General features: G+C 62.1%; 21 protein-coding genes. 7 read left to right on the top strand and 14 right to left on the bottom strand.

Going from position 1 to position 22,581, the window contains the following annotated elements:
* Window positions 1-22: 22 nt before the first annotated feature.
* Complete coding sequence (locus AAF563_15065) at window positions 23-1,984, bottom strand: FAD-dependent oxidoreductase (GenBank protein MEM7122601.1); 1,962 nt, start codon at window positions 1,982-1,984, stop codon at window positions 23-25.
* A 129-nt stretch (window positions 1,985-2,113) separates the two neighbouring features.
* Between AAF563_15065 and AAF563_15060 the strand changes: the two genes are divergently transcribed.
* Together AAF563_15060 and AAF563_15055 are read left to right on the top strand one after the other, a co-directional pair.
* Window positions 2,114-2,473, top strand: a complete 360-nt coding sequence (locus AAF563_15060) for an ethanolamine utilization protein EutQ (GenBank protein MEM7122600.1) — start codon at window positions 2,114-2,116, stop codon at window positions 2,471-2,473.
* Window positions 2,474-2,498: 25 nt separating this feature from the next.
* On the top strand, window positions 2,499-3,824 hold the full coding sequence (locus AAF563_15055; protein ID MEM7122599.1) for an aminotransferase class III-fold pyridoxal phosphate-dependent enzyme: 1,326 nt from the start codon (window positions 2,499-2,501) through the stop codon (window positions 3,822-3,824).
* 11 nt (window positions 3,825-3,835) lie between these two features.
* Here the strand turns inward: AAF563_15055 and budA are convergent, their stop codons facing one another.
* From budA to AAF563_15020, 7 genes are read right to left on the bottom strand one after another with little or no spacing between them, the layout of a single operon-like run.
* Window positions 3,836-4,633: an acetolactate decarboxylase gene (budA, locus tag AAF563_15050; GenBank protein ID MEM7122598.1), complete on the bottom strand. Its 798-nt coding sequence runs from the start codon at window positions 4,631-4,633 to the stop codon at window positions 3,836-3,838.
* Between the two features lie 7 nt (window positions 4,634-4,640).
* On the bottom strand, window positions 4,641-6,263 hold the full coding sequence (locus AAF563_15045; protein MEM7122597.1) for an amidohydrolase: 1,623 nt from the start codon (window positions 6,261-6,263) through the stop codon (window positions 4,641-4,643).
* Between the two features lie 8 nt (window positions 6,264-6,271).
* The gene (locus AAF563_15040; GenBank protein MEM7122596.1) at window positions 6,272-6,550 is read right to left on the bottom strand and encodes a HigA family addiction module antitoxin; all 279 of its coding nucleotides are present in this window, start codon (window positions 6,548-6,550) and stop codon (window positions 6,272-6,274) included.
* Window positions 6,551-6,553: 3 nt separating this feature from the next.
* Window positions 6,554-6,841: a type II toxin-antitoxin system RelE/ParE family toxin gene (locus AAF563_15035; GenBank protein MEM7122595.1), complete on the bottom strand. Its 288-nt coding sequence runs from the start codon at window positions 6,839-6,841 to the stop codon at window positions 6,554-6,556.
* A 39-nt stretch (window positions 6,842-6,880) separates the two neighbouring features.
* The gene (locus tag AAF563_15030; GenBank protein MEM7122594.1) at window positions 6,881-8,512 is read right to left on the bottom strand and encodes an amidohydrolase family protein; all 1,632 of its coding nucleotides are present in this window, start codon (window positions 8,510-8,512) and stop codon (window positions 6,881-6,883) included.
* Window positions 8,513-8,544: 32 nt separating this feature from the next.
* On the bottom strand, window positions 8,545-9,792 hold the full coding sequence (locus AAF563_15025) for a M20/M25/M40 family metallo-hydrolase (GenBank protein MEM7122593.1): 1,248 nt from the start codon (window positions 9,790-9,792) through the stop codon (window positions 8,545-8,547).
* A 20-nt stretch (window positions 9,793-9,812) separates the two neighbouring features.
* Window positions 9,813-10,721 carry a polysaccharide deacetylase gene (locus tag AAF563_15020; protein ID MEM7122592.1) on the bottom strand — a complete coding sequence of 303 codons (909 nt, stop codon included), beginning with the start codon at window positions 10,719-10,721 and terminating at the stop codon, window positions 9,813-9,815.
* Between the two features lie 93 nt (window positions 10,722-10,814).
* Here AAF563_15020 and AAF563_15015 point away from each other — a divergent pair, with 93 nt between their 5' ends.
* Window positions 10,815-11,030 carry a hypothetical protein gene (locus AAF563_15015; GenBank protein MEM7122591.1) on the top strand — a complete coding sequence of 72 codons (216 nt, stop codon included), beginning with the start codon at window positions 10,815-10,817 and terminating at the stop codon, window positions 11,028-11,030.
* 13 nt (window positions 11,031-11,043) lie between these two features.
* Here AAF563_15015 and AAF563_15010 read toward each other — a convergent pair whose 3' ends face one another.
* Window positions 11,044-12,054: an NAD(P)-dependent oxidoreductase gene (locus AAF563_15010; GenBank protein MEM7122590.1), complete on the bottom strand. Its 1,011-nt coding sequence runs from the start codon at window positions 12,052-12,054 to the stop codon at window positions 11,044-11,046.
* A 91-nt stretch (window positions 12,055-12,145) separates the two neighbouring features.
* On the opposite strand from AAF563_15010, the gene AAF563_15005 reads away from it, so the two are divergent.
* A complete protein-coding gene (locus tag AAF563_15005; GenBank protein MEM7122589.1) occupies window positions 12,146-12,910 on the top strand; it encodes a class II aldolase/adducin family protein in 765 nt (254 codons plus the stop codon).
* Window positions 12,911-12,983: 73 nt separating this feature from the next.
* Here the strand turns inward: AAF563_15005 and AAF563_15000 are convergent, their stop codons facing one another.
* From AAF563_15000 to AAF563_14990, 3 genes are all read right to left on the bottom strand, one after another.
* Window positions 12,984-14,597 carry a 5-guanidino-2-oxopentanoate decarboxylase gene (locus tag AAF563_15000; protein ID MEM7122588.1) on the bottom strand — a complete coding sequence of 538 codons (1,614 nt, stop codon included), beginning with the start codon at window positions 14,595-14,597 and terminating at the stop codon, window positions 12,984-12,986.
* 204 nt (window positions 14,598-14,801) lie between these two features.
* The gene (locus AAF563_14995) at window positions 14,802-16,118 is read right to left on the bottom strand and encodes a serine hydrolase domain-containing protein (protein MEM7122587.1); all 1,317 of its coding nucleotides are present in this window, start codon (window positions 16,116-16,118) and stop codon (window positions 14,802-14,804) included.
* A 35-nt stretch (window positions 16,119-16,153) separates the two neighbouring features.
* On the bottom strand, window positions 16,154-17,569 hold the full coding sequence (locus AAF563_14990; protein MEM7122586.1) for a DUF3500 domain-containing protein: 1,416 nt from the start codon (window positions 17,567-17,569) through the stop codon (window positions 16,154-16,156).
* 366 nt (window positions 17,570-17,935) lie between these two features.
* On the opposite strand from AAF563_14990, the gene AAF563_14985 reads away from it, so the two are divergent.
* Together AAF563_14985 and AAF563_14980 are read left to right on the top strand one after the other, a co-directional pair.
* Window positions 17,936-18,841 (top strand): arginine deiminase family protein, encoded by a 906-nt coding sequence (locus AAF563_14985; protein ID MEM7122585.1) that lies wholly within the window; start codon window positions 17,936-17,938, stop codon window positions 18,839-18,841.
* 426 nt (window positions 18,842-19,267) lie between these two features.
* Complete coding sequence (locus AAF563_14980; protein MEM7122584.1) at window positions 19,268-19,429, top strand: hypothetical protein; 162 nt, start codon at window positions 19,268-19,270, stop codon at window positions 19,427-19,429.
* Window positions 19,430-19,541: 112 nt separating this feature from the next.
* Here the strand turns inward: AAF563_14980 and speB are convergent, their stop codons facing one another.
* Complete coding sequence (speB, locus tag AAF563_14975) at window positions 19,542-20,504, bottom strand: agmatinase (GenBank protein ID MEM7122583.1); 963 nt, start codon at window positions 20,502-20,504, stop codon at window positions 19,542-19,544.
* Between the two features lie 141 nt (window positions 20,505-20,645).
* Here speB and AAF563_14970 point away from each other — a divergent pair, with 141 nt between their 5' ends.
* Window positions 20,646-21,416, top strand: a complete 771-nt coding sequence (locus AAF563_14970) for an SDR family oxidoreductase (GenBank protein ID MEM7122582.1) — start codon at window positions 20,646-20,648, stop codon at window positions 21,414-21,416.
* On the opposite strand, the gene AAF563_14965 is transcribed toward AAF563_14970, so the two are convergent.
* Window positions 21,401-22,525 carry an FAD-binding oxidoreductase gene (locus AAF563_14965; GenBank protein MEM7122581.1) on the bottom strand — a complete coding sequence of 375 codons (1,125 nt, stop codon included), beginning with the start codon at window positions 22,523-22,525 and terminating at the stop codon, window positions 21,401-21,403. The two genes, AAF563_14970 and AAF563_14965, sit on opposite strands and share 16 nt — an antisense overlap.
* Window positions 22,526-22,581 lie beyond the last annotated feature (56 nt).

Here is a 22,581-nt window from a genome sequence, read left to right as displayed (position 1 = left end):
AACCACGATCCGCTCTAGGATCCTAAATCTCGTTGGCGACCTTCAGCCCTTCCAGCACCGCCTCCTCGGCGGTGCGGGGCGCCAGACAATCACCGATCTCGTGCAACTCACCGTCCCAGCCGTCCAGCTCGGCGGCCAATCCGTTGACGGCGCTGTGACCGAGTGACGTCACCACGGTGTCGACCTCGTCCACGATAATGGGTTCCCCGCTGGTGACGTGCTGGAAGTAGGCGCTCGTGTCGTCGACGCCGAACAGCCTGGCATAGGGAATGATCTTGACGCCGAGCTTGTTCAGGATGCCGGCCCAGTGGTCGCGCACATACATCTGGATGGTTTGGCCGGGCATGTAGCCGTCTACCGCCAGGGTGACGTTGCACCCGTTGCGCGCAAGCTGTTCGGCGACGCCCAGGCCGATCCAGTCGCAGCGCCAGTCGGCAACCACCACCGAACCGCCGACATTGGCTTCGCCGCGCACCACCGCCCAGGCGTTGACCACGTGCGCTTCGTCGGCGCCCTCGATGTCGACGGGCCTGGGTTCGGCGCCCGTTGCGATGATGATGGCATCCGGCTTCTCTTGCTCGACGAGTTGCCTGTCGACCTCTTGATTGCGCACGACCGTGACACCGGCGAGCTCCATCTCGCGGGTCAGGTTGGTGACGATGCCGCCGAACTCGGCACGGCCTGGCAACATCTGGGCAAGGAGTGTCTGGCCGCCCAACTGAGCCGACTTTTCATAAAGGGTGACGTCGTGACCGCGCTCCGCGGCGACGGCCGCGGCCTTCATGCCGCCGGGTCCGCCACCGGCTATCAAGATTTTTTTCTTTTCTCCTATAGGCTTACGTGATCCGTACTGAACCTCGCGCCCGGTCTCGGGGTGCTGAATGCACGATATGCCGACGCCCAAGTGCATGTGCCCGATGCACGCCTGGTTACACGCGATGCAAGCGCGGATGTCGTCGACACGGCCCGCGAGCGCCTTGTTCGCCATGCCAGGATCGCAGATCTGGGCGCGTGTCATGCCGATCATGTCGGCCTGACCGGTGACCAGAACTTCCTCGGCCTGTTGCGGTTGGTTGATGCGCCCGGCGACAAACACGGGCTTCGAGATCTTTTCGCGCACCGTGGCGGCGAACGGCGCGACATATTTGTTCTCGATCCACATGGGCGGCACGATGTGGATGGACCCGCCAAGCGATGATGACGAGCCAGCGATGACATTGAAGTAGTCGAGGTCGCCATCCTCATCCAGTTTGACGATCGCTTCGACGACCTGTTCGGCCTCCAGGCCGTCATAGGACATCTCGTCGCCGGAGATCCGCATGCCGATGACGTAGTCGGGTCCGACCTTGCGGCGGATGTCGGCGGCGATCTCGCGAATGAAACGCAGGCGGCCGTCCAGATCGCCGCCGTATTCGTCGTCGCGCAGGTTCAGCTTGGGGTTCAGGAACTGGGCCGGTAGGTAGCCGTGGCTCGCTACGATCTCGACCCCGTCAAGGCCGGCATTCTGCATCCGCACCGAGGCATCGCCATAGCCGGCAATAATCTCGCCGATCATGCGTTTGGAGAGCGGGCGCGGCATGATGTGGAATCGCTCGTTGGGCACGGCCGACGGCGCATAGGCGACCGGCGCGCTGCCGTCGATCGATTCAAAGTTCTCGCGGCCGGGGTGGAACACCTGGCCGAACACCTTGCAACCATGGGCGTGTACCGCGTCCGCCAGCTTGCGGTAGCCGGGGATGCAGCGGTCGTTCATGGCCGAGACCGTGTGCGATGTGTAGACGCCGCTGTCGTGGACCAGGGCGACCTCTGTAATGATCAGACCGGCGCCGCCGACCGCCCGCGACTCGTGATAGGCGATGAAGTCGTCGTTGGGCAGGTAATCCGAACACAGGGTCGTCATGTGACCGGTTGAGAAGATCCGGTTCTTGAACGTCACGCCCTTGATGGTGAGCGGCGAAAACAGATTGGGGAACTGATCGGACATGGCCTATTCCGGCGATGCTGGCAAAGACCTCCGAGCTTAACCAACCTGGAACGACAACGCCATGCGCTGGTGAGCGGTATTAGGTTGGACTAAGCTGCCGCCAACGGTTGATCGAGGGGAGTGGCGTCCATGGCAAAGCCCGCAACCAAGCTCTTCAAGCGTGCGGATATGGCATTCGCCGACTATGGCGGGCCGCCCGGCAAGGCAACGATCGCCAGGTTGATCGGTCCGGATCTCAGCACCACCATGGGCGCCGGCATCGCAACCTTTGACGGCTGTTCGCTGGAATGGACCGTGCTCTATGACGAGTTGATCGTGGGTATCGAGGGGCTGTTCCGCCTTCGCGTCGGCGGTGAGGTGTTCGAGGCCGGCCCCGGCGATGTCATCTGGATACCGGAAGGTACCGCCTTGAAGTACGAAGGCGACGGTGCAACGGTGTTCTACGCACTTCACCCCGTTCAGTGGAAACAAAAGCACGGTCTGGACTAGGCCGTCGGTAGAGGGGACCGAGATCATGGCAACACGCGTGAATGTGGCGGCACAAGCGGATCTGGATAAGGCGGTCGACGAGGTGATCGCGGAGTTCATCGCCGAGAACCCGAAAAGCCAGGCCGAAAACGAAAAGGCTGCATCCTCGATGCCTGGCGGCAACACGCGCACGGTTCTGTTCTATCCGCCGTTTCCGCTGACCATCGCGCGCGGCGAGGGCGCGAGCGTTTGGGATATCGACGATCACAAATACACCAACTTCGTGGGCGAGTTCGGCGCCGGCCTGTTCGGCCATTCAGATCCGCAGATCACGGAGGCGATCAATCGTGCCGTCAGCGACGGTACCGTTCTGGGCGGACCGAACCGCTATGAGCGCATCCTTGCCGCTGAGCTGGTCAATCGTTTCCCGGCGCTGGATCTCGTTCGCTTCACCAATTCAGGGACCGAAGCCAATCTGTTCGCCTTCGTTACCGCCCGCGCGGTAACCGGCCGCGACAAGGTGATGGTGTTCGATGGTGGGTATCACGGCGGTGTTTTCCTGTTCCATCACGGCGGCTCGCCGATAAACGCACCGTTTGACTATGTCATCGCACCCTACAACGACATCGAAGGCACGCTTGCCCTGATCGAACAGCACGCTGGCGAATTGGCCTGCGTCAATATCGAGCCGATGCAAGGCGGCGGCGGCTGTGTACCTGCTGAACGCGAGTTCCTGGTGGCGCTACGCGAAGCGACCGAGCGCCACGGCATCATTTTGATCTTCGACGAGGTCGTCACGTCACGCCTTTCCGGCGGGGGTCTGCACGGCAAGCTCGGCATCACGCCGGACCTGATTGCCTTGGGCAAGTACATTGGTGGTGGTGCGACGTTTGGCGCCTTTGGCGGCCGGCGCGATATCATGAAGCGCTATGACCCCTATGAGGCCGATTCCTTTGCCCATGCTGGCACGTTCAACAACAACGTCATCACCCATGCGGCCGGCGCCACGGCGATGACCCAGATCTATACGCCGGAAGTAGCGGAGGCCTTCAATGCGGCAGGCGATGCCATGCGCGACAGCCTGAATACCACGATCGACAAGCACGGGCTGCCGATGGTCGTGACGGGACTGGGCAGCGTCATGCAGATCCATGCGTGTCGTGGCCCGATTCGCAACGCCCGTGATGCCCAGCGCGGGTCGCTGCAGAAGAGCAAACTCCTGTTCTATGACCTGTTGGCGCGCGGGCAGCGCCTGACGTGGCGCAACTCCATGCTGCTCAGCTTGCCGCTGACCCAGGGCGACCGCGACGCCTTTGTTGCCGCCTTCGATGACGTGCTCAGCGCCCGCGCGCACCTGCTCGCCATCGAGTGAATTGACAGGACCTAGTTCTCTGCGGTCTTGATGGCGCCGGCGACGTCACCGGACACCAGGTCCGCAGCGTCGAAGTCAGGGTTGGCTTCCGGGATCTCCAGATGCAGGTCGCCGGTGTGATCGAGCGCCAGGCGCCCGTCGGCCAACGTGAAGTCCGTCATATGGCCGCCGCATGAGCGGGCATCGTCGATAAAGTGCAGGTGGTAGCCCGGCACGTTGAGACCGACGGTGTAGTCAGGCAGGCGAAAGCCGAGCAGGGTGCCTGCGATATCCTCGTACTCGTAGACCGGCTGGTGCTTCACGGCCTCGACGAGCGATGGGTAGGGACGCTCCTGGCGCGGTACCGTCCGTACTTCCATGAAGGAGAACCGACCGTCGAGCCGGATCGCGTAGAACCCATTCTTCTTCGGCGCGAGGTTGTCCAGTAGGGACTCGAAGGCGGTCCGGTCCAGCGGACCGGCGATGTCCTGCTCGTGCTCGGCTTCGAAGAACATGACCGTCGCGAAGGGCGTCTTCCAATCGGCGGCGACCGGATAGGCCTTGCCGTCAGCGCGCAGGGCATAGAAGTCGCCGTCGATCAGGATCATCTCACCGTCGAGCGCGTTGAAAGTGCCGAGGCCGAAATCGCCGTGTTCGGCGAGCTCGCCAAAGGTCAGGTCGCCGTCAAAAACGCCTTGCAGCAGCGCGGAGACGGTCGAGGACTGGAAGAACTCGTGGGCGGCTTCATGGTCGTCATGCAGACCGCGCGCACCGTCATGATGGGCATGAAGTGCCCGCATCAGGGTTAGCTTGCTATCCTGTTGGTCCATAACGCGTTCAGGCCTCGTAGACGACGTCGCCACCGACAATCGTGGTGGTCACCTGGACGTTCTTAAGGTCCATGCTGTCGATGGTCCAGGGATCGCGGTCGAGAACGGCGAAATCGGCGAGTTTGCCCACTTCGATCGATCCCTTCAGGTTTTCCTCGAACCCGGTCCAGGCGCCCAGTGTCGTATAGGTGCGAAGCGCCTCGGTCACCGTGATCGCCTGGCTCTTGCCCAGCGGACCGCCGGAATCGGTGCGCCGGTTAACCAGGCTGTCGAACACGGGCCACGGGTTCGTCGAGCAGATGTTGGCGTCGGAATGGCCGGGTGCCGGGACGCCGGCGTCGATCAGGCTGCGGTGGGGCCACATATCGTCCATGGCCGGCTCGCCTCGGTTGTTGCGATAGGCGTCGCCCAGGTCGTACATGAAACCGGTGGCCGAGCTATCGGTCACGTCGAGGTCCTTGAGGCGCTTGACCAAAGGCGGCGTGACATAACAGCAGTGTTCGACACGGCTGCGGTGGTCGTCTTTCGGGTGGGTTTTGAGTGCGGCCTCGATCGCGTCGAGCGCAAAGTCGATGCCTCGGTCGCCGACGCCTTCGACGCAGACACGCAGGCCCGCGCCGTGACAGCGCACGACTTTTTCGCGCAAGTCATCGGCGTCATAGAGCAGCATGCCGGTATTGGGCACCGGCTCACCGGGCACGGCTTCACCGACATAAGGTTCGTAGTATGCGGCCGTTCGGCCACTGGTTGAACAATCCGGACACCATTCGATGCCGACGATGCGCAGCCACTCATCGCCAAAACCAGTGCGGAGGCCCGCCTTCAGTACGTCTTCGGTCATCTGATCGTCGTCGCCGTTAACGATGATGCCGATGCGCATGACAAGTTCATCGACCTCCAAAAGGTTCATGTACGCTTCGACACCACGCGGTTTGGTCAGGCTGTTGTGCATGGACGTGACGCCATTGCGCAGGTAGAGCCCGAAGACGTGCTTGAGACCGGTGGCGTACTGCTCGACCGTGTAGGCCTCGTTCATCTTAAGCACCATCTGGCGCGCGGCGGCCTCGCGGAGCAGGCCGGTCATCCGTCCGTTTTCGTCGCGGTCATAGCGGCCGTGTGGCGGATCGGCCGCATCGTCAGGAATGTCGAAGACGCGCAACATGGCGGAATTGACGACCGCGATGTGACCGTCGGTGCGGCCGATATAGACCGGCTTGCCGTGGGCGACGGCGTCGAGCTGATCAAGCGTCGGGTAGCCGCCGCACTTTCGGTCGTCATAGCCGAAAGCGCGGAACCAGTCGCCGTCCGCCATGGTGGCGGTCTTCTCCGCGACCAGCTTCAGCATGGCGTCGACCGAGCCGATGCGGTTCGGTTTGACCTCCTCCCACAAGGTCGCCGTGATGGCGTGGGAGTCCGGATGGCAATGGCTGTCGATCAGCCCGGGAATGGCGGTCTGACCGCCGAGGTCGGTGATGCGTGTCGAATCACCACGCCAGGCCATGACCTCGTCGCTTGAGCCGGTGGCGATGATGCGGCCACGCCAGCACGCTACAGCGTCGACGACCGTCTCTTGTTCATCCAGCGTGGCGATCTTGCCGCCGTGCAGGATAAGGTCGGCTTGTAATGTCATTGTATCCCCTATGCCGCGTTTTCGACTTCGGCCTTGATCCTGTCCCCCAGCTCACGTTCGGCAACAGCCAGTTCGAACTGGCTTTGCAGGTTCATCCAAAACTGAGGTGCTGTGCCGAAGTATGCGGCGAGGCGCAAGGCCGTTTCGGCGCTGATGCCTCGCTTGCCGTTTACGATCTCGGTGATGCGCCCGGATGGTACACGCAGTGCCAAAGCAAGTCGGTTGGCTGAGAGATCGCGCGCCTTGAGTTCGCGAGAGAGAATACGTCCTGGGTGTACGGGTAGCATGCTCTAACCTTTGTGATAGTTGACGATCTCGACGTCGTACGCGTCGCCGTCGCGAAAACGAAAACAGATTCGCCATGGTCCATTAACGGTCATTGCCCACTGGCCTCGCCGATCGCCCTTTAGCTTGTGCAGTCCAACACTTTTCAGCGGGCTCAGATCACTCAGCGAAGTCGCCGCGTTTAGCGAGGCGAGAAGATCCACAGCGGCGTCCACATCCAATCCGGCGAACCCGCGTAGCTTCCCCGACTCGGCAAAGCGACGGGTTACCGACGATCCCCATGATTGAATCATGGGTCAGCTTACTACGAGATGCGTAGTACGACAAGCGTATCAACTTCCCTCGAACACGGTCTTGCCGCCGACGATGGTCTCCGCCACCGCCATGTCGCGCAGCTGTTCTGTATCCATCGACCAGGGATCATCATTCAGAATCGCAAAGTCGGCCAGCTTGCCCGGCGCGATGTCGCCCTTCAGGTCCTCTTCGAAACCGGTCCAGGCGCCGAGTGTCGTGTAGGTGCGCAGCGCCTCGGTCACACTGATCTTCTGGGTCTGGCCGAAGGGCTGGCCGGTGTCGGTCTTGCGGTTGACCAGGCTGTAGAAGACCAGCCACGGGTTGGTCGAGCAGACGTTGGCATCGGAATGGCCGGGCGCCGGCACGCCGGCGTCGATCAGGGCACGGTGCGGGAACATGTCCTCCATCGCCTGGCCGCCGCGGTTGGCGATATAGGCATCGCCCAGGCTGTACATGAAACCGGTCGCCGAACTGTCGGTGACCTCCAGCTTTGTCAGCCGATCCAGGATCGCCGGGGTCACATTGCAGCAGTGCTCGACCCGGCTCCTGTGATCGTCGCGCGGGGTTTCTTCGAGCGCCGCTTCGATGGCGTCGAGCGCGAAGTCGATGCCGCGGTCGCCCAGGCCCTCGACACAGACGCGCAGGCCCGCTTTGTGGGCGCGCTTGACGCGTGGGATCAGGTCTTCGGCCGTATAGAGCAGCATGCCGGTATTGGGCACCGGTTCGCCCGGCACGGGCTCGCCGATATAGGGCTCGTAGAAGGCGGCGGTACGGCCGCTGACGGAGCAGTCTGGGCACCACTCGATACCGACCACGCGGATCCACTCATCACCGAAGCCGGTCTTGATGCCAGCGCCGATGTAGCCGTCGACCATGTCGTCGTCGCGCCCGTCGATGATGATGCCCATCCGCATGGTGAGGTCGCCGGCGTCGCGCATGCGCTGATAGGCGTGAACGGCCTTCTGCTGGGTCAGGCTGTTGTGCAGCGATGTCACGCCATGGCGGTGATACATCGGGAAGACCTGCTTCAGGCCCGCGATGTAGTCATCGACCGAATAGGCCTGCTTCATCAGACCTTCCAAATCCCAGGCCGCCATTTCGCGCATCAGACCGGTAAGCTTGCCGGTTTCGGGATCGCGATCGTACTGCCCGTGGGGCGGGTTCTCGACGTCTTCGGCGACGCCGAAATGCTCGAACGTCGCGCTGTTGACGACGGCGATGTGGTGGTCGGTGCGGCCGATCCAAACGGGCCTGCCGTTGCCGGCCTTGTCGAGCTCATCGCGGGTCGGGTAACCGCCGCATTTCTGATCGTTCCAACCCTGGCCGCGGAACATCTCGCCCGGCCCCATGGCGGCGGTCTTTGCATCGATCAGGTTCAGAAGCGCTTCGATACTGTCGGTCGCCTCCGGACCCACGTCTTCCCACAGGTAGTCGTTGATGGCGTGGGCATCGGGATGGCAGTGGCTGTCAATGATGCCGGGGATGACCGTCTTGCCGCCCACATCGATTGTGCGCGTGCCGGGTCCGGCTAGCGCATCAGCATCGCTGTTCGAGCCAACGGTGACGATGCGCCCGTTCCAACAGGCGACGGCTTCAGCGATTGTCTCGTTATCATCCAGGGTGGCGATGCGTCCGTTCTTCAGAATCAGATCGGCCGACAGGCTCGGCATCGATGTCCTCCTTGTTGTTGTTGGTTAAACCGTCAGTCGTTGGTCAGGTAGTCATAAGCCGACAGCACGTGGCTCTTGACCGTATGCAGGAAGTCGTCGACGGGCACGTGTTCGTCGCGCTGGCCCATGCCCTCGGGCGAGGGGCCGTAGACATAGGCGCCGATGCCCAGATAGCGCCACAAGCGTGCATCGGTGCCGCCAAGGCTGATAACCGGCGTCGGGCGGAAGCCGCGCAGCGTCTCCACGTTGTTCTGCAGGTGCGTCACCATCTCGCCATAGGGATCGCACCACGACGGTGCGGTGTAGTTCATCTCCTCCATCTCGACTTCGGGGTGGCGGGCAAGCACCTCGTCGATGACCTTCTGTACCTGTTCCTTCTCGCAGCCGACGGGCAGGCGCATGTCGGCTTCGACCACGCATTCGTCGGGCACCATGTTCACTTTCAGCCCGGCGTCCATGCGGCCGATATTCAGCGTCACCTTTTGCACGATGTCGCTGGCGCCCTTGCCCATGGCGCGGTCGGTCTCCTCGCGCGCTTCTTCCAGCGCCTGGCCGACATTGTGCGGCGCCGGCGTGTCGATCTCTTCGACCGCCCTCAGATCATGGCAGAACTGCATGGCGGCCCAGGACGCGCTGCCGCCGGCATGCACATAGGCGCCGTGGGCGCCCTTGGTGCGAATGCGGAAGCTGATCCACCACGGTCCCTTCTCGCCGAATCGGATCGAATAGGGGCTGGACGGCTCGCCGTTCAGGCAGCAATCGCCGTGGACTTCGGGCAGGTGCTCGACCAGGTAGCGCGCGCCCCAGGGCCCAAAGGTCTCCTCGTCGGAAACGCAGGTCAGCGTCAGCTTGCCCTTCAAGAATTCCTTGATGCGGTTGAGATACATGTAGGTGAAGATCGACGTGCTGGTGCCGCACTTCATATCGGCGGAGCCGCGCCCCCAGACCGCGTCGTCGGCGATGGCGCCCGACCACGGGCCACCGTGCTGCCAACCCTCGTCGGCGGCGGGAAAAACATCGATGTGTCCGTTCAGGACCAGATGTTTGCCGTCGCCGTCACCGTCGAAGCTGGCGACGACATTGGGGAACATCGGCTCAGGGTCGACCAGGCGGAAGTCCAAGTCGTGCTCGTGCAGGAACGTGCTGATATGGGCGACGGCGTCGCGGGTATCGCCGGGCGGGTTGGGGCTGGGCGTGGCGACGAACTGGCTGTAGAAGCCGATGAGTTTGTCGCGATCTTCTTCGATCCACTGCAGAAGCTGCTGCTTCATGTCGCCCATCGGTATCTCCCTTTGTTTTTTCAGGCGCGTCTCGGTGCGACGGCGGGGATCGGCACGTCCGGCCAGAACGGCAGGGCGTGCCGGCGCGGCGTCCAGGTTCCTGCAGCGATCAAGCCACTGACGTAATCGGCGATCTCGTCCATGCGGGCGAACCAGACATCACCTTTCTCCAACATGTGCTCGATGAGTTGTTCGATCGCCATGGCACGCGCCAGCCGGCCGCTGACGAAGGGATGCCAGACCGCGCACCAGAATGCACCGTGCTCCCAAGCGGCATCAAACTCCTCGACGTGAACCTTGTAAGCCTCAGACGGTGCCTTGATCGGTTGGCGGACGCCGAAGTCGGGGAACGTCACGTACTGCGTCCAGTCATCAAGCGGCCAGTGGCTGGGCAATTCAACCAGGCTGCCGCGTTCGTTCTCGACCACATAGGGGATGTCATCGCCCATCAAGGACGCGTCATAGACCATGCCGTGGTCCTGCAGAAAACCGAGTGTGCGGCGCGACATGGCATAGGACGGCGCGCGGAAACCGCGCGGCTTGGAGCCTGTGGCCTTGACGATAGCCTCGACGCCGCGTGCGATGTCATCGGCTTCTTCGTTGTCGGACATCAGGTTCGGCTTGCCGTGAAGCCAGCCGTGATGGCCGATCTCATGGCCGTCGGCCAAGATCGCCTCGATGGTCGCGGGATAGTTTTCGATGCACCAGCCGGGAATGAAAAACGTTTGGCGCAGCCCGAACTTTTTGTAGATATCCAGGATACGCGGCACACCGACCTCCGGTCCGTAGCGCAGGTCAGAGGTACTGGCGACCTTGGCGTCGGCGGTGTCGGGATAGCTGACATGGATCAGGCTCTCGCCGTCCATGTCGAAGGTGAAGGCCACAGCACAGCGGGCCCCGTTGGGCCAGGGGATCGGATTTCTCAGCATGGAGACCTGTCAAGAACGGCGCGACGTGTCGTGTTGTGACTCTAGGCGACAAGTTCACGGTGGGCAAACCCCTTTGCACGCGAGACGCCGGTCGTGACGCTGACGGTCACCCTTATCGCGCTGGCCGTGGTCGTCGCGTTGTTTGTCCTCGCTTATGTCCGGGCGCACCGTCCGCTGGAGCCTGGGCGGCCGCGCATGGTTCCGTGGTTTGGCATACAGATGGTCTGCCTGGTGTTGATCGTCGTCCTGCTTGCGCATCTCGTGTCGCTGCTGACGGGCACGCCTCTGGTAAGCCGCCGGGGCTATTAGGGTCGGCCCTGCATCAGCCTGCCGGCTCTTCGATGTCACGCACCCAGGCGACGTAGTCCGCAATGGCGTCGTTCAGCGGGCGCGGTGACCAGCCGGTATCGCCCTTCAGCCGCGTGATGTCGTAGGCGCCCCAGGCTCCACTCTTTCGCGCCGGATTCCCAGTAAGCGTCGCGTCATCGTTTGTCGTTGGGGACCAGGTGAAGCCCGGTACGGTTGAGGCGACGATGTCGGCCAACCCGGCGAGCGTGACCGGTTCGCCATAGGCGATGTTGTAGACATCATGATTCAGCGCCGGTGCGTCCAGCATGTCGGCGATGGCGCGCGCGACATCGCCCGAATGGATGAAGTCGCCGACCGCCTCGGCGCCGGCAATTGTGACGGGCTCGCCGGCAACCGCCTTGTGGACGAGCACGTTGGGGTCGCAGGCATAGTCGCGGCCCGGCGTCCACCGGTCCATCGGCCCATAGACGCTGGCCAGCCGGGCAATGTGGAGGGGGATGTGAAAGAGGTCGCGGTAGCGTGAGGCGATCAGTTCGCCGGTCAGTTTGGTGATCGGGTAGAGCGTGGTTGGGAAGGGGCGGACGTAGCCGTCTTCCGGCAAGGGTGAACCGTCGGCGGGGCCTTCGGTATCATAAACGCTGCCAGTGCTGACGTGGATCATGCGCTTCAAGTCCGGCAGGGCGCGGGCCAGTTCCAGCGCATGCACGGTTCCCATGACGTTGACCCCGGCGATCATCGCCGCCTGGGTCGCCTCGGTTGTGCCGGAGGTCGGCGTCATGGCCGCGCCGTGCACCAGGCGGTCGATGTCGTGTTCCTCCGCCAAGCCAGGCAGCAGGTCGCGATTGCGGACGTCGCCGGTAACGGCGGTCAGCCTGCCGGCGACCGGTTCGAAGAAACGCCTGGCCATGGCATCCGGTTCGGCGATATCGACCAGGACTACCCGTTGATCCTCGTGGCGCTCTAGCCAATGACGGACCAGATTGCTCATGACGAACCCGGTACCGCCGGTCACCAACAAGCTCATCGCCATCCCCATGGTCGTTGCAAAGTGCTGTAAAAATGTTCTACAACCCCTTCACCAGCGTAACTTTCCAATACGAAGAGGATACAAGATCGTGGCAACAAACACCGCCCTGCGTCCCGCCGAGTTCAGTGCTGAGGAATGGGAACTGCGCTGCAATCTGGCGGCGCTCTACCGGGCTTTCGTGCGCTATGGTTGGACCGATCTGATCTACACGCACATCTCGGCGCGCCTGCCGGAAGAGGGGCTCTATCTGCTGAACCCCTATGGATTGCTGTTCGAGGAAATCACCGCGTCCAACCTGATCACGCTGGACTATGACGGCAACGTCGTGCGCGGTGATTATCGCTGCAACTACGCGGGTCATGCCATACATCACGCGGTGCTTAAGGCCAGGCCCGACGTCAACTGGGTGCTGCACAGCCATACCCGTGCCGGCATGGCGGTTTCGTGCATGAAGTGCGGTCTGCTCCCCTTGGTACAGCAGTCGATGTTCTTCCATGGTCATGTTTCCTATCACGACTGGGATGTCCAGACCTCGGGCCAGGAAGAGTGCGACGCCTTGGCCGCCGACTTAGGCCCGAAGAACATGGCGATGATCCTGCAGAACCACGGCCTGCTCGCCTGTGGTCGCTCGGTCGGTGAAGCCTTTGTGACGCTTTACAACCTGGAGGTCGGTTGCAAGGTGCAGGTCGATGTTATGCAGTCGGGCCAGGATATCTTGCTGCCGGGCGACGAGGAGCTAAAGCGGACATCGGTCTACGGTGATCCGGACAATGTTGGCGGCATGGGCGGCGACCGCGAGTGGGACGCCATCATTCGCTGGCTCGAGCGTACCGACACCAGCTACCGCACCTAGAGCCCCTTACCTTGAGACCTGCCGCCTCACATCGGACCAATGTGAGGCGTGCATCGGTCTCGATCTTGGCGACCTAGTTCAGATAATCGGCGTCTTCGCGCACCTGGATCAGCACAGGGCGGCCGGCGGTGAAGCCATCGCGCATGGCGCCGGTCAGGCTATCGAGGCTGTCTGGTTCGACGGCTTCGGCGCCAAACGCCTTGGCCAACGCCAGATAATCGGGATTGCGTGGGCTGACACCTATCGTCTTGATGTCCTTTTCGATCATGTCGTCGCGTATCTGGCCAAGACCGTCGTTGTTCCACAGGATGATCGGCAGGCTGACGCCTTCGTCGACACCGGTCGCGAGTTCCTGAACGGTGAACAGGAAACCGGCATCGCCGGCCAACGTGACGCCCGGACGGTCTGGCGCGCCGAGCCGCGCGCCGATCGCCGACGGCATGGCCGAGCCAAGCGTGCAGTAGCCGCTTGGGTGTGTGTAACTGCGCGGGGTCGATGTGCGGTAATAGGTGTTGCCCATGTAGCCGGGTTGGGTCGCGTCGGTGATCAGCCAGCCATTGTCGGGCAGGGCGGCGCGGATCGAATCCAGCACCTTTGCGTGTTTCTTGGCCTTGTCACCGGCCATCGCCTCGTCGATGACGGCCTTGCGCAAGGCGGCGATGGCTTTCCCATCGCCGAAGCCGCGCCCGTTCGCGGCGGCGGACAGGGCGTCGGCCAGCATCGAGAGCGCCGCGCCGCCGTCGCCCAGCACCGCGGCATCGGGCGGTAGATCGCGCGACAGGTTCTCCACATCGATATCGATGCGGATCAGATTGCCGTTGATCGGCAGGAAGCCCGGCACCCAAGTATCGGTTTCCGAGAGCTCCGTGCCGACCGCGATGACCAGGTCCGATTCGCCGATGAAGCTGTGTACCAACGGCGATGACATGCCGCTGCCGGCATTCAGCGCGTGGTCTTCGTCGATCGCGCCCTTGGCGGCGGTGGTCAGCAGCACGGCCGCGCCCAGCCGCTCGGCCACTGCCAGAATTGCGTCTCCTTGATCGACGACACCGCCGCCGGCGATGATGACGGGTCGCTCGGCGCCCTTGCACAGCGCGGCGGCCCGCTCGATCGAGTCAGGCGCCGGCATGGGCCGACCAGCAAGCGGGCTGGCATCGGCCGCGAACTCGGCGGCCTCGGCGATCTTGTCAATCGGCAGTTCCAGATGCACCGGCCGCGGCCGGCTGTTGGCGAACACCTCGAACGCACGCGAGACGGCCGACGGAATTGACGTGCTGTGCATGATGGTCTGCGAAAACGCGGTCAACGGCGCGATCGACGCGCGCTGGTCGGTAATCTCGTGCAGCCTGCCGCGCCCGGCGCCCAGGTCCTCCGTCGCGTTGGTGCTGGCGATCACCAGCATTGGCTGCGAGTCCGCATAGGCATTGCCGACGGCGGTCGCGATATTGGTGACGCCGGGACCGGTGATGACGCAGCAAACCGCCGGTTTGCCGGAGATGCGGGCATAGCCGTCGGCCATGAAGCCGCCGCCCTGTTCGTGGCGGAACATGACATGGTTCATCTCGGTATCGGCGATGCCGCGATAGTACTCCAGCGTATGGACCCCCGGCATGCCGAACACGGTGTCGATGCCGTAACCCTGTAAGAGCTGCATCAGGGCCTGGCCATTGGTCATGTTCGTGCTCATGGGGGTCTCCGTTGTTGGGGCCGTCGTGTCAATACCGTCCTGGGTGCGGCGGTATGTCGGGAAAGGTGATCTTCGCGGGGTGTCAGGCGGCTTGTCAACGCGGGACTCAAGCACCGGGTCTCTGCTCGTGTCGAACGGCAACTCGCTGCCAATCTGGACCTGTCACATGATCATCATTCCGTGTCGCGGAATGTCGCCGGCTCGTCAATCGACGATGCTTTGCATCGCCAGACTGTATAGGTGCGACCAGCCAGTGACCAGATAGTCGGGTTGTTGGATCATGACCAACATCGCGAAGTTGCTGTCGCGGTTAGCCAGGAAGAATGTTCCGCCGTACCCAACCCAGAAGAAGGTGTTGTCTCCGAACAAGACGGCGCTTGAGGTATCCTCGCCGCAAACGCCGATGCCGATACCCCAGGAACACCCGATCATGAGGCTGTCAAAATTGTAATGGTAGCCCAAGGCAACGTTTGAGATGGAATTGGTTAACATGGCGTTGACGCTCACAGGCGCCAAGAACACATTGCCGTCCTTAGTGGTCCCATCGTCGAGCAGCATCTGCACGAACCGCCAGTAGTCGAGCGCTGTGGACACGAGCCCGTTTGCTGTCGAGTGATAGTTGCGCGGCGTCGCGGCATCGAATACGAGATTGGCATCAGGCCCATTCGCGCGCTCAATGGGTTGGGCGAGGCGATCGGCGTTGTCGGCCGGGATCTGGAATCCGGTATCGACCATCCCTAGAGGCCCGAAGATATCCTCGGCGTAGATGTCATCGATAGCCTTGTCGTGTACGACCTCAAGCACACGGCCTAGGACCGTGAAGTTCGTCTCGGCATAGCTAAAGTGAGTTCCTGGGTCATACAGGAGCGGAATCTCAGCGGCGCTTTTGACGGCTTCGGCCAGCGTCAGTTCCATGTTGTGGCCAATGCCGGCGGCTCTGAATTGCTCACCGACATAACCCGGATAGAACGTCTCATCGCCAAAACCGCCAGCGTGCCGCACCAGGTCAAAAAGAACAATCTGATCGAGTGCGGGACGCGTAAGTTCCGGCTCATTGAATCCCCTGACGTGGCGCTCGTTCAGCACCGTCATGTTCTCAAATGCTGGCAGGTACTGACTTAGTTTGTCGACAAGGCTGATCTCACCACGCTCGACGGCGCGCAACACCGTCAGGGCAGTAATGGGTTTTGTCATCGAGTAGATCCGAAAGATGGCGTCCTTCGGCATGGGCGTGTCGTCAGCCGGCCCGAGCTTGCCCAAGGCCTCGTAAAGCGCAATCGAGCCGTGCCGCGACACCAGCACGACAGCGCCGGCAATCTCGCCATCCGCGATGGCGTTTTCCAAAAACTCGGTCAGCCTGTCGAGGCGCTGTGGATCGAGACCAACGGATTCCGGAGCGACAATCGGAAGTTCTGTTTCATCGGCAGTAGCCAGTGCGACTGGCGCAGTCAGGACCATGAGTAGAACCAACATCCTGGTACACATCGACAGTAGCGCCACTTTCGTGAATGACATCGTCATCTGGTCTCGATGGCCTCCTGTTCCGCAAGCGACATCTAATGATCGCTGTGATGCTGTTCCGTCGAGCTGACAGGATCGAAGTCCCACTCGAAGCTCAGATCACGCAACACGGCGTGCAAGTGATTGGCCACGTCGACGTGCCGGTTCTGGGCACTCCACTGCTTGTTTGCAACGGCCTCAATCAGGAGTGAGCCAAGAACAACCCGCACAAAGACATCTTGCGCAGAGTCCGCTTCGTCAGTCCCTGCCCACATGACGCTCAAGGGAGCACCGGACGCCAGCAAATCTGTAACGATCGCCAAGTACTGATCACCGACGTCAGGCGGCATTGTCGAGAAGAAGCGTCGATACAGTTGTTTAAGGTGCCAGATGGTTGCGGCGTCAAGTTTGCCTATCCCTACCTGCATCATGCGATCCGGCGGGTTCAATGACGCGTCGGGCAACAGACCGGTCACGAGCCATGGCGGGTAGACATCTTGCTGCAGCGGAGCGGTCTGGTGAAACGTATCCACGGGGACAAAGGAAGCCTGGCGAACGTCATCCGGTAGCCCGGCCAAGAAGGCGCGGACGTGCTGGAGTGTCTCCGCCATCAGTCCCTGGGAGGAAATCCAGGTTGCCTGCGCGCTCAGGTCGTCCGGATGAGATGGGGGTGGTATGACCATAGGATATGACCCCAGAAACAGAGGCGTCGCCTGAACCACAACGGCGCCGGTTTCGTGGTCTTTGAGGAACGTCAGATTGATCGTTGTGTGATGTCCCTCGAAGCGTATGGCCCATGTGTCCGAACCGGGCTCGCCGAACAAGGCAATCGTGTAGTCGCAGAACTGTTCGTGGCGCCCACTGAGCCCGGGTGGTCCGCCGGGCCATTCCCAGGCCGTGCTGTACGACCCATCGGATGTCGGTGGATTGTTGCCTCCGACATTGATTGTGTCGGCCGTCGTCGGAAGTCCCGGTACGCAGTGTTCAGGAATGCGGAAGACCGAGGGGGCCAGCAGGTCAGGACAATGCTCTTTGGCCGCACCCGTGTAGCCAGTCAAGCCTGCGTCTTCATACTCCCCGATCAAACGGTTCCGGTTCATGATGGCAAGGAGTGTCTGGTAGCCGGCATCGGACAAGGCAGATGACAACAGACGCTGCAAGGCGACGTGTTGAGGATAGGTCAAGCTGCATTGTGTCAGACCCCAGCCGACACACCATGCCAGAACCGCGCAGAACGAGGGCGTGCTGCTCGTATCCCTGCCGGATGTGCGGGCTTTGTCGTCGAAGTCGAAGAGAACCTGCGCCTTTTGATCTGAGTCCAAGGTGGACAAGAAGATCCTGGCGGCGTCGACGACGTTCTCGACGTACGCGTCGGGGACTGCTGCTAGCTCGATACCCGTCTCACGCTGTTCGTCCGCTGTTTGACCGGCGGTCGTCGCGACCAAGAGAGTAAGCAGGACCGCCGCAGCCAAACATCCGACCCAGCCTTTCAATAGGACACCCCGATAGCCAAAAGCGACAAACCTTAGAGGTCACAAGCCCCTGGCCACGATATCGCCATACGGTTGCAGTCGCAACGACGTCCAAGCGCATGGCTCGGCAAGACGCCCGGCGTTCCGCCTTTCGAGCGGCCCCGCCAATTGATCCATTTCCTTGATCATCTGTGGGTTGCCGTCATCAATGCGAGATAGGGCTACACGTCGCACGCGACGACCGGCTTGGCAAACATCTCGCCGGACGGTATGCAGAGGACAGTTCGAACGTGACATGACATAGAAAGACGTTGCCGGTGTTGCCCAGACGCTAGACCCGTCTTCTTTCCAATGTGGAGCCAGACCATGAACCCGCTTCGTTGCCGCAACCCTGAAGGAAACACGCAGGAACTGACCGATTGGGGCGTCAATTCAGAGTATGGGAAACTGCGTGATGTCTTGCTGGGGCCGGCCGACAACTACCGTTGGCTGCCGACCAGTTCGATCTCTAAGGCGACGCTGAAGCGCGGCGACAAGTTCGACAAGCAGCTCGCCATGAAACAACACCGCGAGATGGTCGACGCCTACAACGATGCCGGCGTCAACGTGCACTTCCTCGATCCCGATGAGGAACTGCCCTATCAGGTCTACGCCCGCGATTCGTCATTCATGACACCCTATGGCGCGGTCGTGACGCAGATGGCGCAGTGGTGGCGCCGCGGCGAGTACGGCCCGGTCCTGCGCTTCTATATGGAAAATGACATCCCGATCTATGACATGGTGACGGCCGGTTCGTTCGAGGGCGGCGATTTCGATGTCATCGAGCCCGGCGCGGTCCTGATCGGTTTTTGCGGCGAGCGCACCCAGGAGCAGTCGGCAGAGCAGGTGAAGCGCTGGTTCGACAAGGAAGGCTGGGAGGTGAAGCTGGCACCGATCGCCGAGCACTATGTCCACATCGACCTGATGGTCTGCATGCTGGCCGAGAAACTCTGCGCGGTGTGCCTGGACACGACCGATCCGGAGATCGTCAGCTGGCTGAAAGCCAAGAACATCGAGATCGTGCCGGTGAACTATCAGGACACCATGGCGTTGGCGTGTAACGTGATGGCGCTGGGCGACGACAAGATCCTCGCGCCGGCGCACGCCAAGGATCTGGTCGACAAGCTGAAGGCCCAGGGCTTCGAGGTCTACGACCCCGCCATGGACGTTTTCACCCGCGGCGGAGGCGGCATCCACTGCATGGCCCAGGCGCTGAGGCGCGATCGGGTCTGAGTTTCCGCAGGTAGTGGCGGTGCAGGGCAGTTGCGCTCGTCGTCACAGCTTCCGTTGGCGGGCGCCGACGTTGGTCAGCCGCAGCGTGTTGTCGTGATGGCCGTCACCTTGACGACGCCTAATTCATCGACAGGCGGTCGTTGACAACCCACGGAGATGCCTTGGACAGCTTGCTCTAAATATTCTTGTTTTATTACAAGTAGTTAGTTCGTTGCGGGCGAAGCGTCTTGCTATCGCTTTTCAGAAAATGCTCATGCCTGCGGTGAGCGCCATCACGCTCTGTTGCATGTCAACCATCACAGTCTTGGGCGTAAGCACTGGCCGACGTGTGTCTTGTGACGCGGGTCACGCGACATCGCGCCATGGATGCCCCATATCAATTCTCGACAGAGCGCACGTGCCCGCAGCCAAAGAGGGAACCAGGGGATGCAACAGCAAGCTACCGCTCAAGGCCACAGCCACAAGAGCTTCAACATCAGCGCCGCCCAGGCAGCAGATGGATTTCGCCAGATGGTCTACGGCCTCGGATTTGCCGTCGGTGGCATGTTGGCCGGGCTGGTCCTCTCACTGCTGATCAACCAGATCTAAGAACAACAGGGGTCGAGTGCGTCGACGCGCAACGAACCAACCTCCAAACCCCCCAGCAGCGGCCGGTGGTCATTTGACCCCGGCCGTTCGCTTTTGACGCGATGTGATTGCGCTACGTGCGGTAGACGACGTCGGGCAAGACACACAACATCTCGAACAGCATGTTGGCCCCAGCCAGCGCCGTGTTTCCGTGGGGGTCATAGGGCGGCGACACCTCAACCAGGTCGCAACCGATGATATCGAGCCCGCGGCAACCACGAATGATCTCCAGCCCTTGCGCCGGTGTCAGGCCAGCGATCTCGGGCGTACCCGTGCCCGGCGCGAAGGCCGGATCGAGACCGTCGATATCAAAGGAGATATAGACCGGCCCGCCGCCGACCTTCTGGCGCACTTCCTCCATCAGCGGTGTGAGCGACTTATGCCAGCACTCCTCGGCTTGCACGACGCGGAAACCCTGGTCGCGCGGCCAGTCGAAGTCATCGGCGTGATAACCGGAACCGCGCAGGCCGATCTGCACGGTGCGATTGCCGTCGATGACGCCGTCCTCGGCCAGTCGGCGGAACGGCGTTCCGTGGGCGATCGGTTCGCCGAACATCAGGTCGTTGACGTCAGCATGGGCGTCGACATGCACCATGCCGAGGGGCCCGTGCTTTTTCTTCAGCGCCCTCAGTATTGGAAACACAATGGTGTGGTCGCCACCCAGGGTCAGGGGGATGCAGTCATGGGCGACAATCTTCTGATCGTAGAAGTCGGTGATGATGTCCATGGACTTTGGCAGGTGGAACGTGTTGATCGGGACATCGCCGATATCGGCCACCTGCAGGCTGTCGAAGGGCGCGGCCCGCGTTGCCATGTTGTAGGGGCGGATCAGACAGGACTCCGCCCGAATCTGTCGCGGCCCGTAGCGCGTGCCCGCCCGGTTCGATGTGCCGATATCAAGCGGGATGCCGACGAAACAGGCGTCCAGGCCTGAGGCATCGGTTTGCGTCGGCAAGCGCATCATGGTCGCCGGCCCGCCAAAGCGCGGCATGTCGTTGCCGCCGAGCGGCTGGTTGAGTTCCCGTGTCATGGCCATGCCTCAGATTGGTGTCGGTGACGTTGTTCTAGTCGATTTTTGAGCTTCAAGAAAACACTGCTTCGCCGGACGGCAAAGCTGGCCAAGCCGGGCGGGCTAATCCTAGTCTTGGCCGGAACGACCTGAACGGGAGGGGGAATGATGGCGAAGGCACCTGTTATGATTGTGACCGGTGGCAGCCGCGGCATCGGCGCAGCCATCGCGCGGTTGGCGGGCGAACGCGGCTATGACGTCTGCGTCAACTATGCGGCCTCGGCCGACCGGGCTGAAGCGGTTGCCGGCGCGATACGGGCGGCAGGGCAGAATACCATCGCGGTCAAGGCCGACGTGGCGAAGCCCGACGACGTCGAGTACTTGTTCCAGGAGACCGACGGTGCGCTGGGCGGCGTCGACGTGTTGGTCAACAACGCGGGTATCTCCATCGAAACGCCGGTCGCCGACCACGAGGTCGCGACAATCCAGTCGATCATCGATACCAACTTGCTGGGCCCCATGCTGACGACACGCCAAGCGATACGCCGCATGTCGACGGCGCGCGGCGGTAAGGGCGGCGTCATCATCAATATCTCGTCGATCTCCGCCATCTATGGCGGCCTGCCGGGCGATGTCGTCTACGCCGGTACGAAAGGCGGTCTCGACTCGTTCACCTTGGGCATCGCCAAGGAGGTTGGCCAGGAGGGCATCAGGGTATGCTGCGTGCGCCCGGGACTTATCCGGACCGAAATCTGGGATGACGGCATGGGCCAGGACGAGGTTATCGAGCTTGGCAAGAAGGCGGTGCCGATGGGCCGCATTGGTGAAGTCGACGAGATTGCGTCAGCGGCCCTGTGGCTTGCCTCCGACGAAGCAGCCTACATGACAGGTGCCATCATCAACGTCAGCGGTGGCCGAGAAACCTACGTGCGGACCTGAGCGAAGCGACTGAAAGCGAAGGGCGCAAGAAGCGTCGGTTTGTCACCGTCGAGAGCCCAAGCCGCGATGAGTTGCGCTGTGGCCGGTGCAATGGCCCAGCCGTGGCCGCTCCAGCCGGTCGCAAGGATAACGTTGGCGAGGCCAGGCAGCCGGTCGATGACTGGGATGCCGTCGATCGAATCGGCCTCCAGATGCCCGGCGTCGGCTGTCTCGACCTTCAGATCCGCCAGCGATGGATAAACCGCGACCGCATCGGCCACATTGGCCGCGACGTTCTCCGTAACTGTCGTGCCGGTCTGCGTCGCGGCATCCCAGCGGCCGGTGCGGCCGCCGGAGATCATCAAGCGGCCGTCTTGCTCGCGTTTCAGAGACAGCGTCCGGCTGGCATGGCCGATCAGATGGTGTACCGGATTATTCGCCAAAGGCGCGGAGAGCAGCGCTTGAAACGGCAAATTCCATGTCGGTAGATCGAGCCAGGGTTGAACCAGCTTGCGCACGCCACTGTTGGCCAACAGCAACAGGTTGCCGTCTACCGGGATGGTGTCGCCGGTGCCGGTTTCAACCGCCACGACACGATCGTCACGGGTTACCAGACGCGTGGCGCTGACGCTCTCGCGAATCATGGCGCCGGCGGCTTTGGCGGCCGCAGCATAGGCGCGCGTCGTCGCGCCATGGTCGGCAACGCCGTCGCCGGGACAATGAACCGCCCCTTGGATCGCCGGAGCGATGTCCGGTTCCAAGTCCAGCAATGCCTCGCGCGATAGTCTCTGCGTTGGTACATCGCAGAGGTGTTGCATACTGACCCGGGCATCGGCGGCGGCCAGATCCGTGACGCTCTCCAGCAGCATCAAGTGTCCGGTCTGCTCGAACAGCGGCGAGACGTTCAGGCGCTCGTGGAGTGAGGGCCACAGCGCGCGCGAGCGCACCATCAAGGGCAGTTCGCGGTGATCGCGGTAGTTGGCGCGCACGCCGCGCCGGCCCGGTCCGCCGGATGCGCCGGACGCAACATGTTTGGCTTCGAGCAGCAATACCTCGGCGCCACGCGTCGCCAGTTCCCACGCGACGGCAGTCCCGTAGACGCCGCCGCCAACGATTATGTTCTCGGCCATAAATGGCAAACCCCTTCAACACAACCAATCGATCCGCTAGCGAAACGAACTCTAAC

The sequence above is a fragment of the Pseudomonadota bacterium genome (assembly GCA_039028155.1).
Taxonomy (GTDB): domain Bacteria; phylum Pseudomonadota; class Alphaproteobacteria; order SP197; family SP197; genus JANQGO01.
Note: the sequence above shows the minus strand (reverse complement) of the source record. Positions and strands in the feature narration are given on the sequence as shown.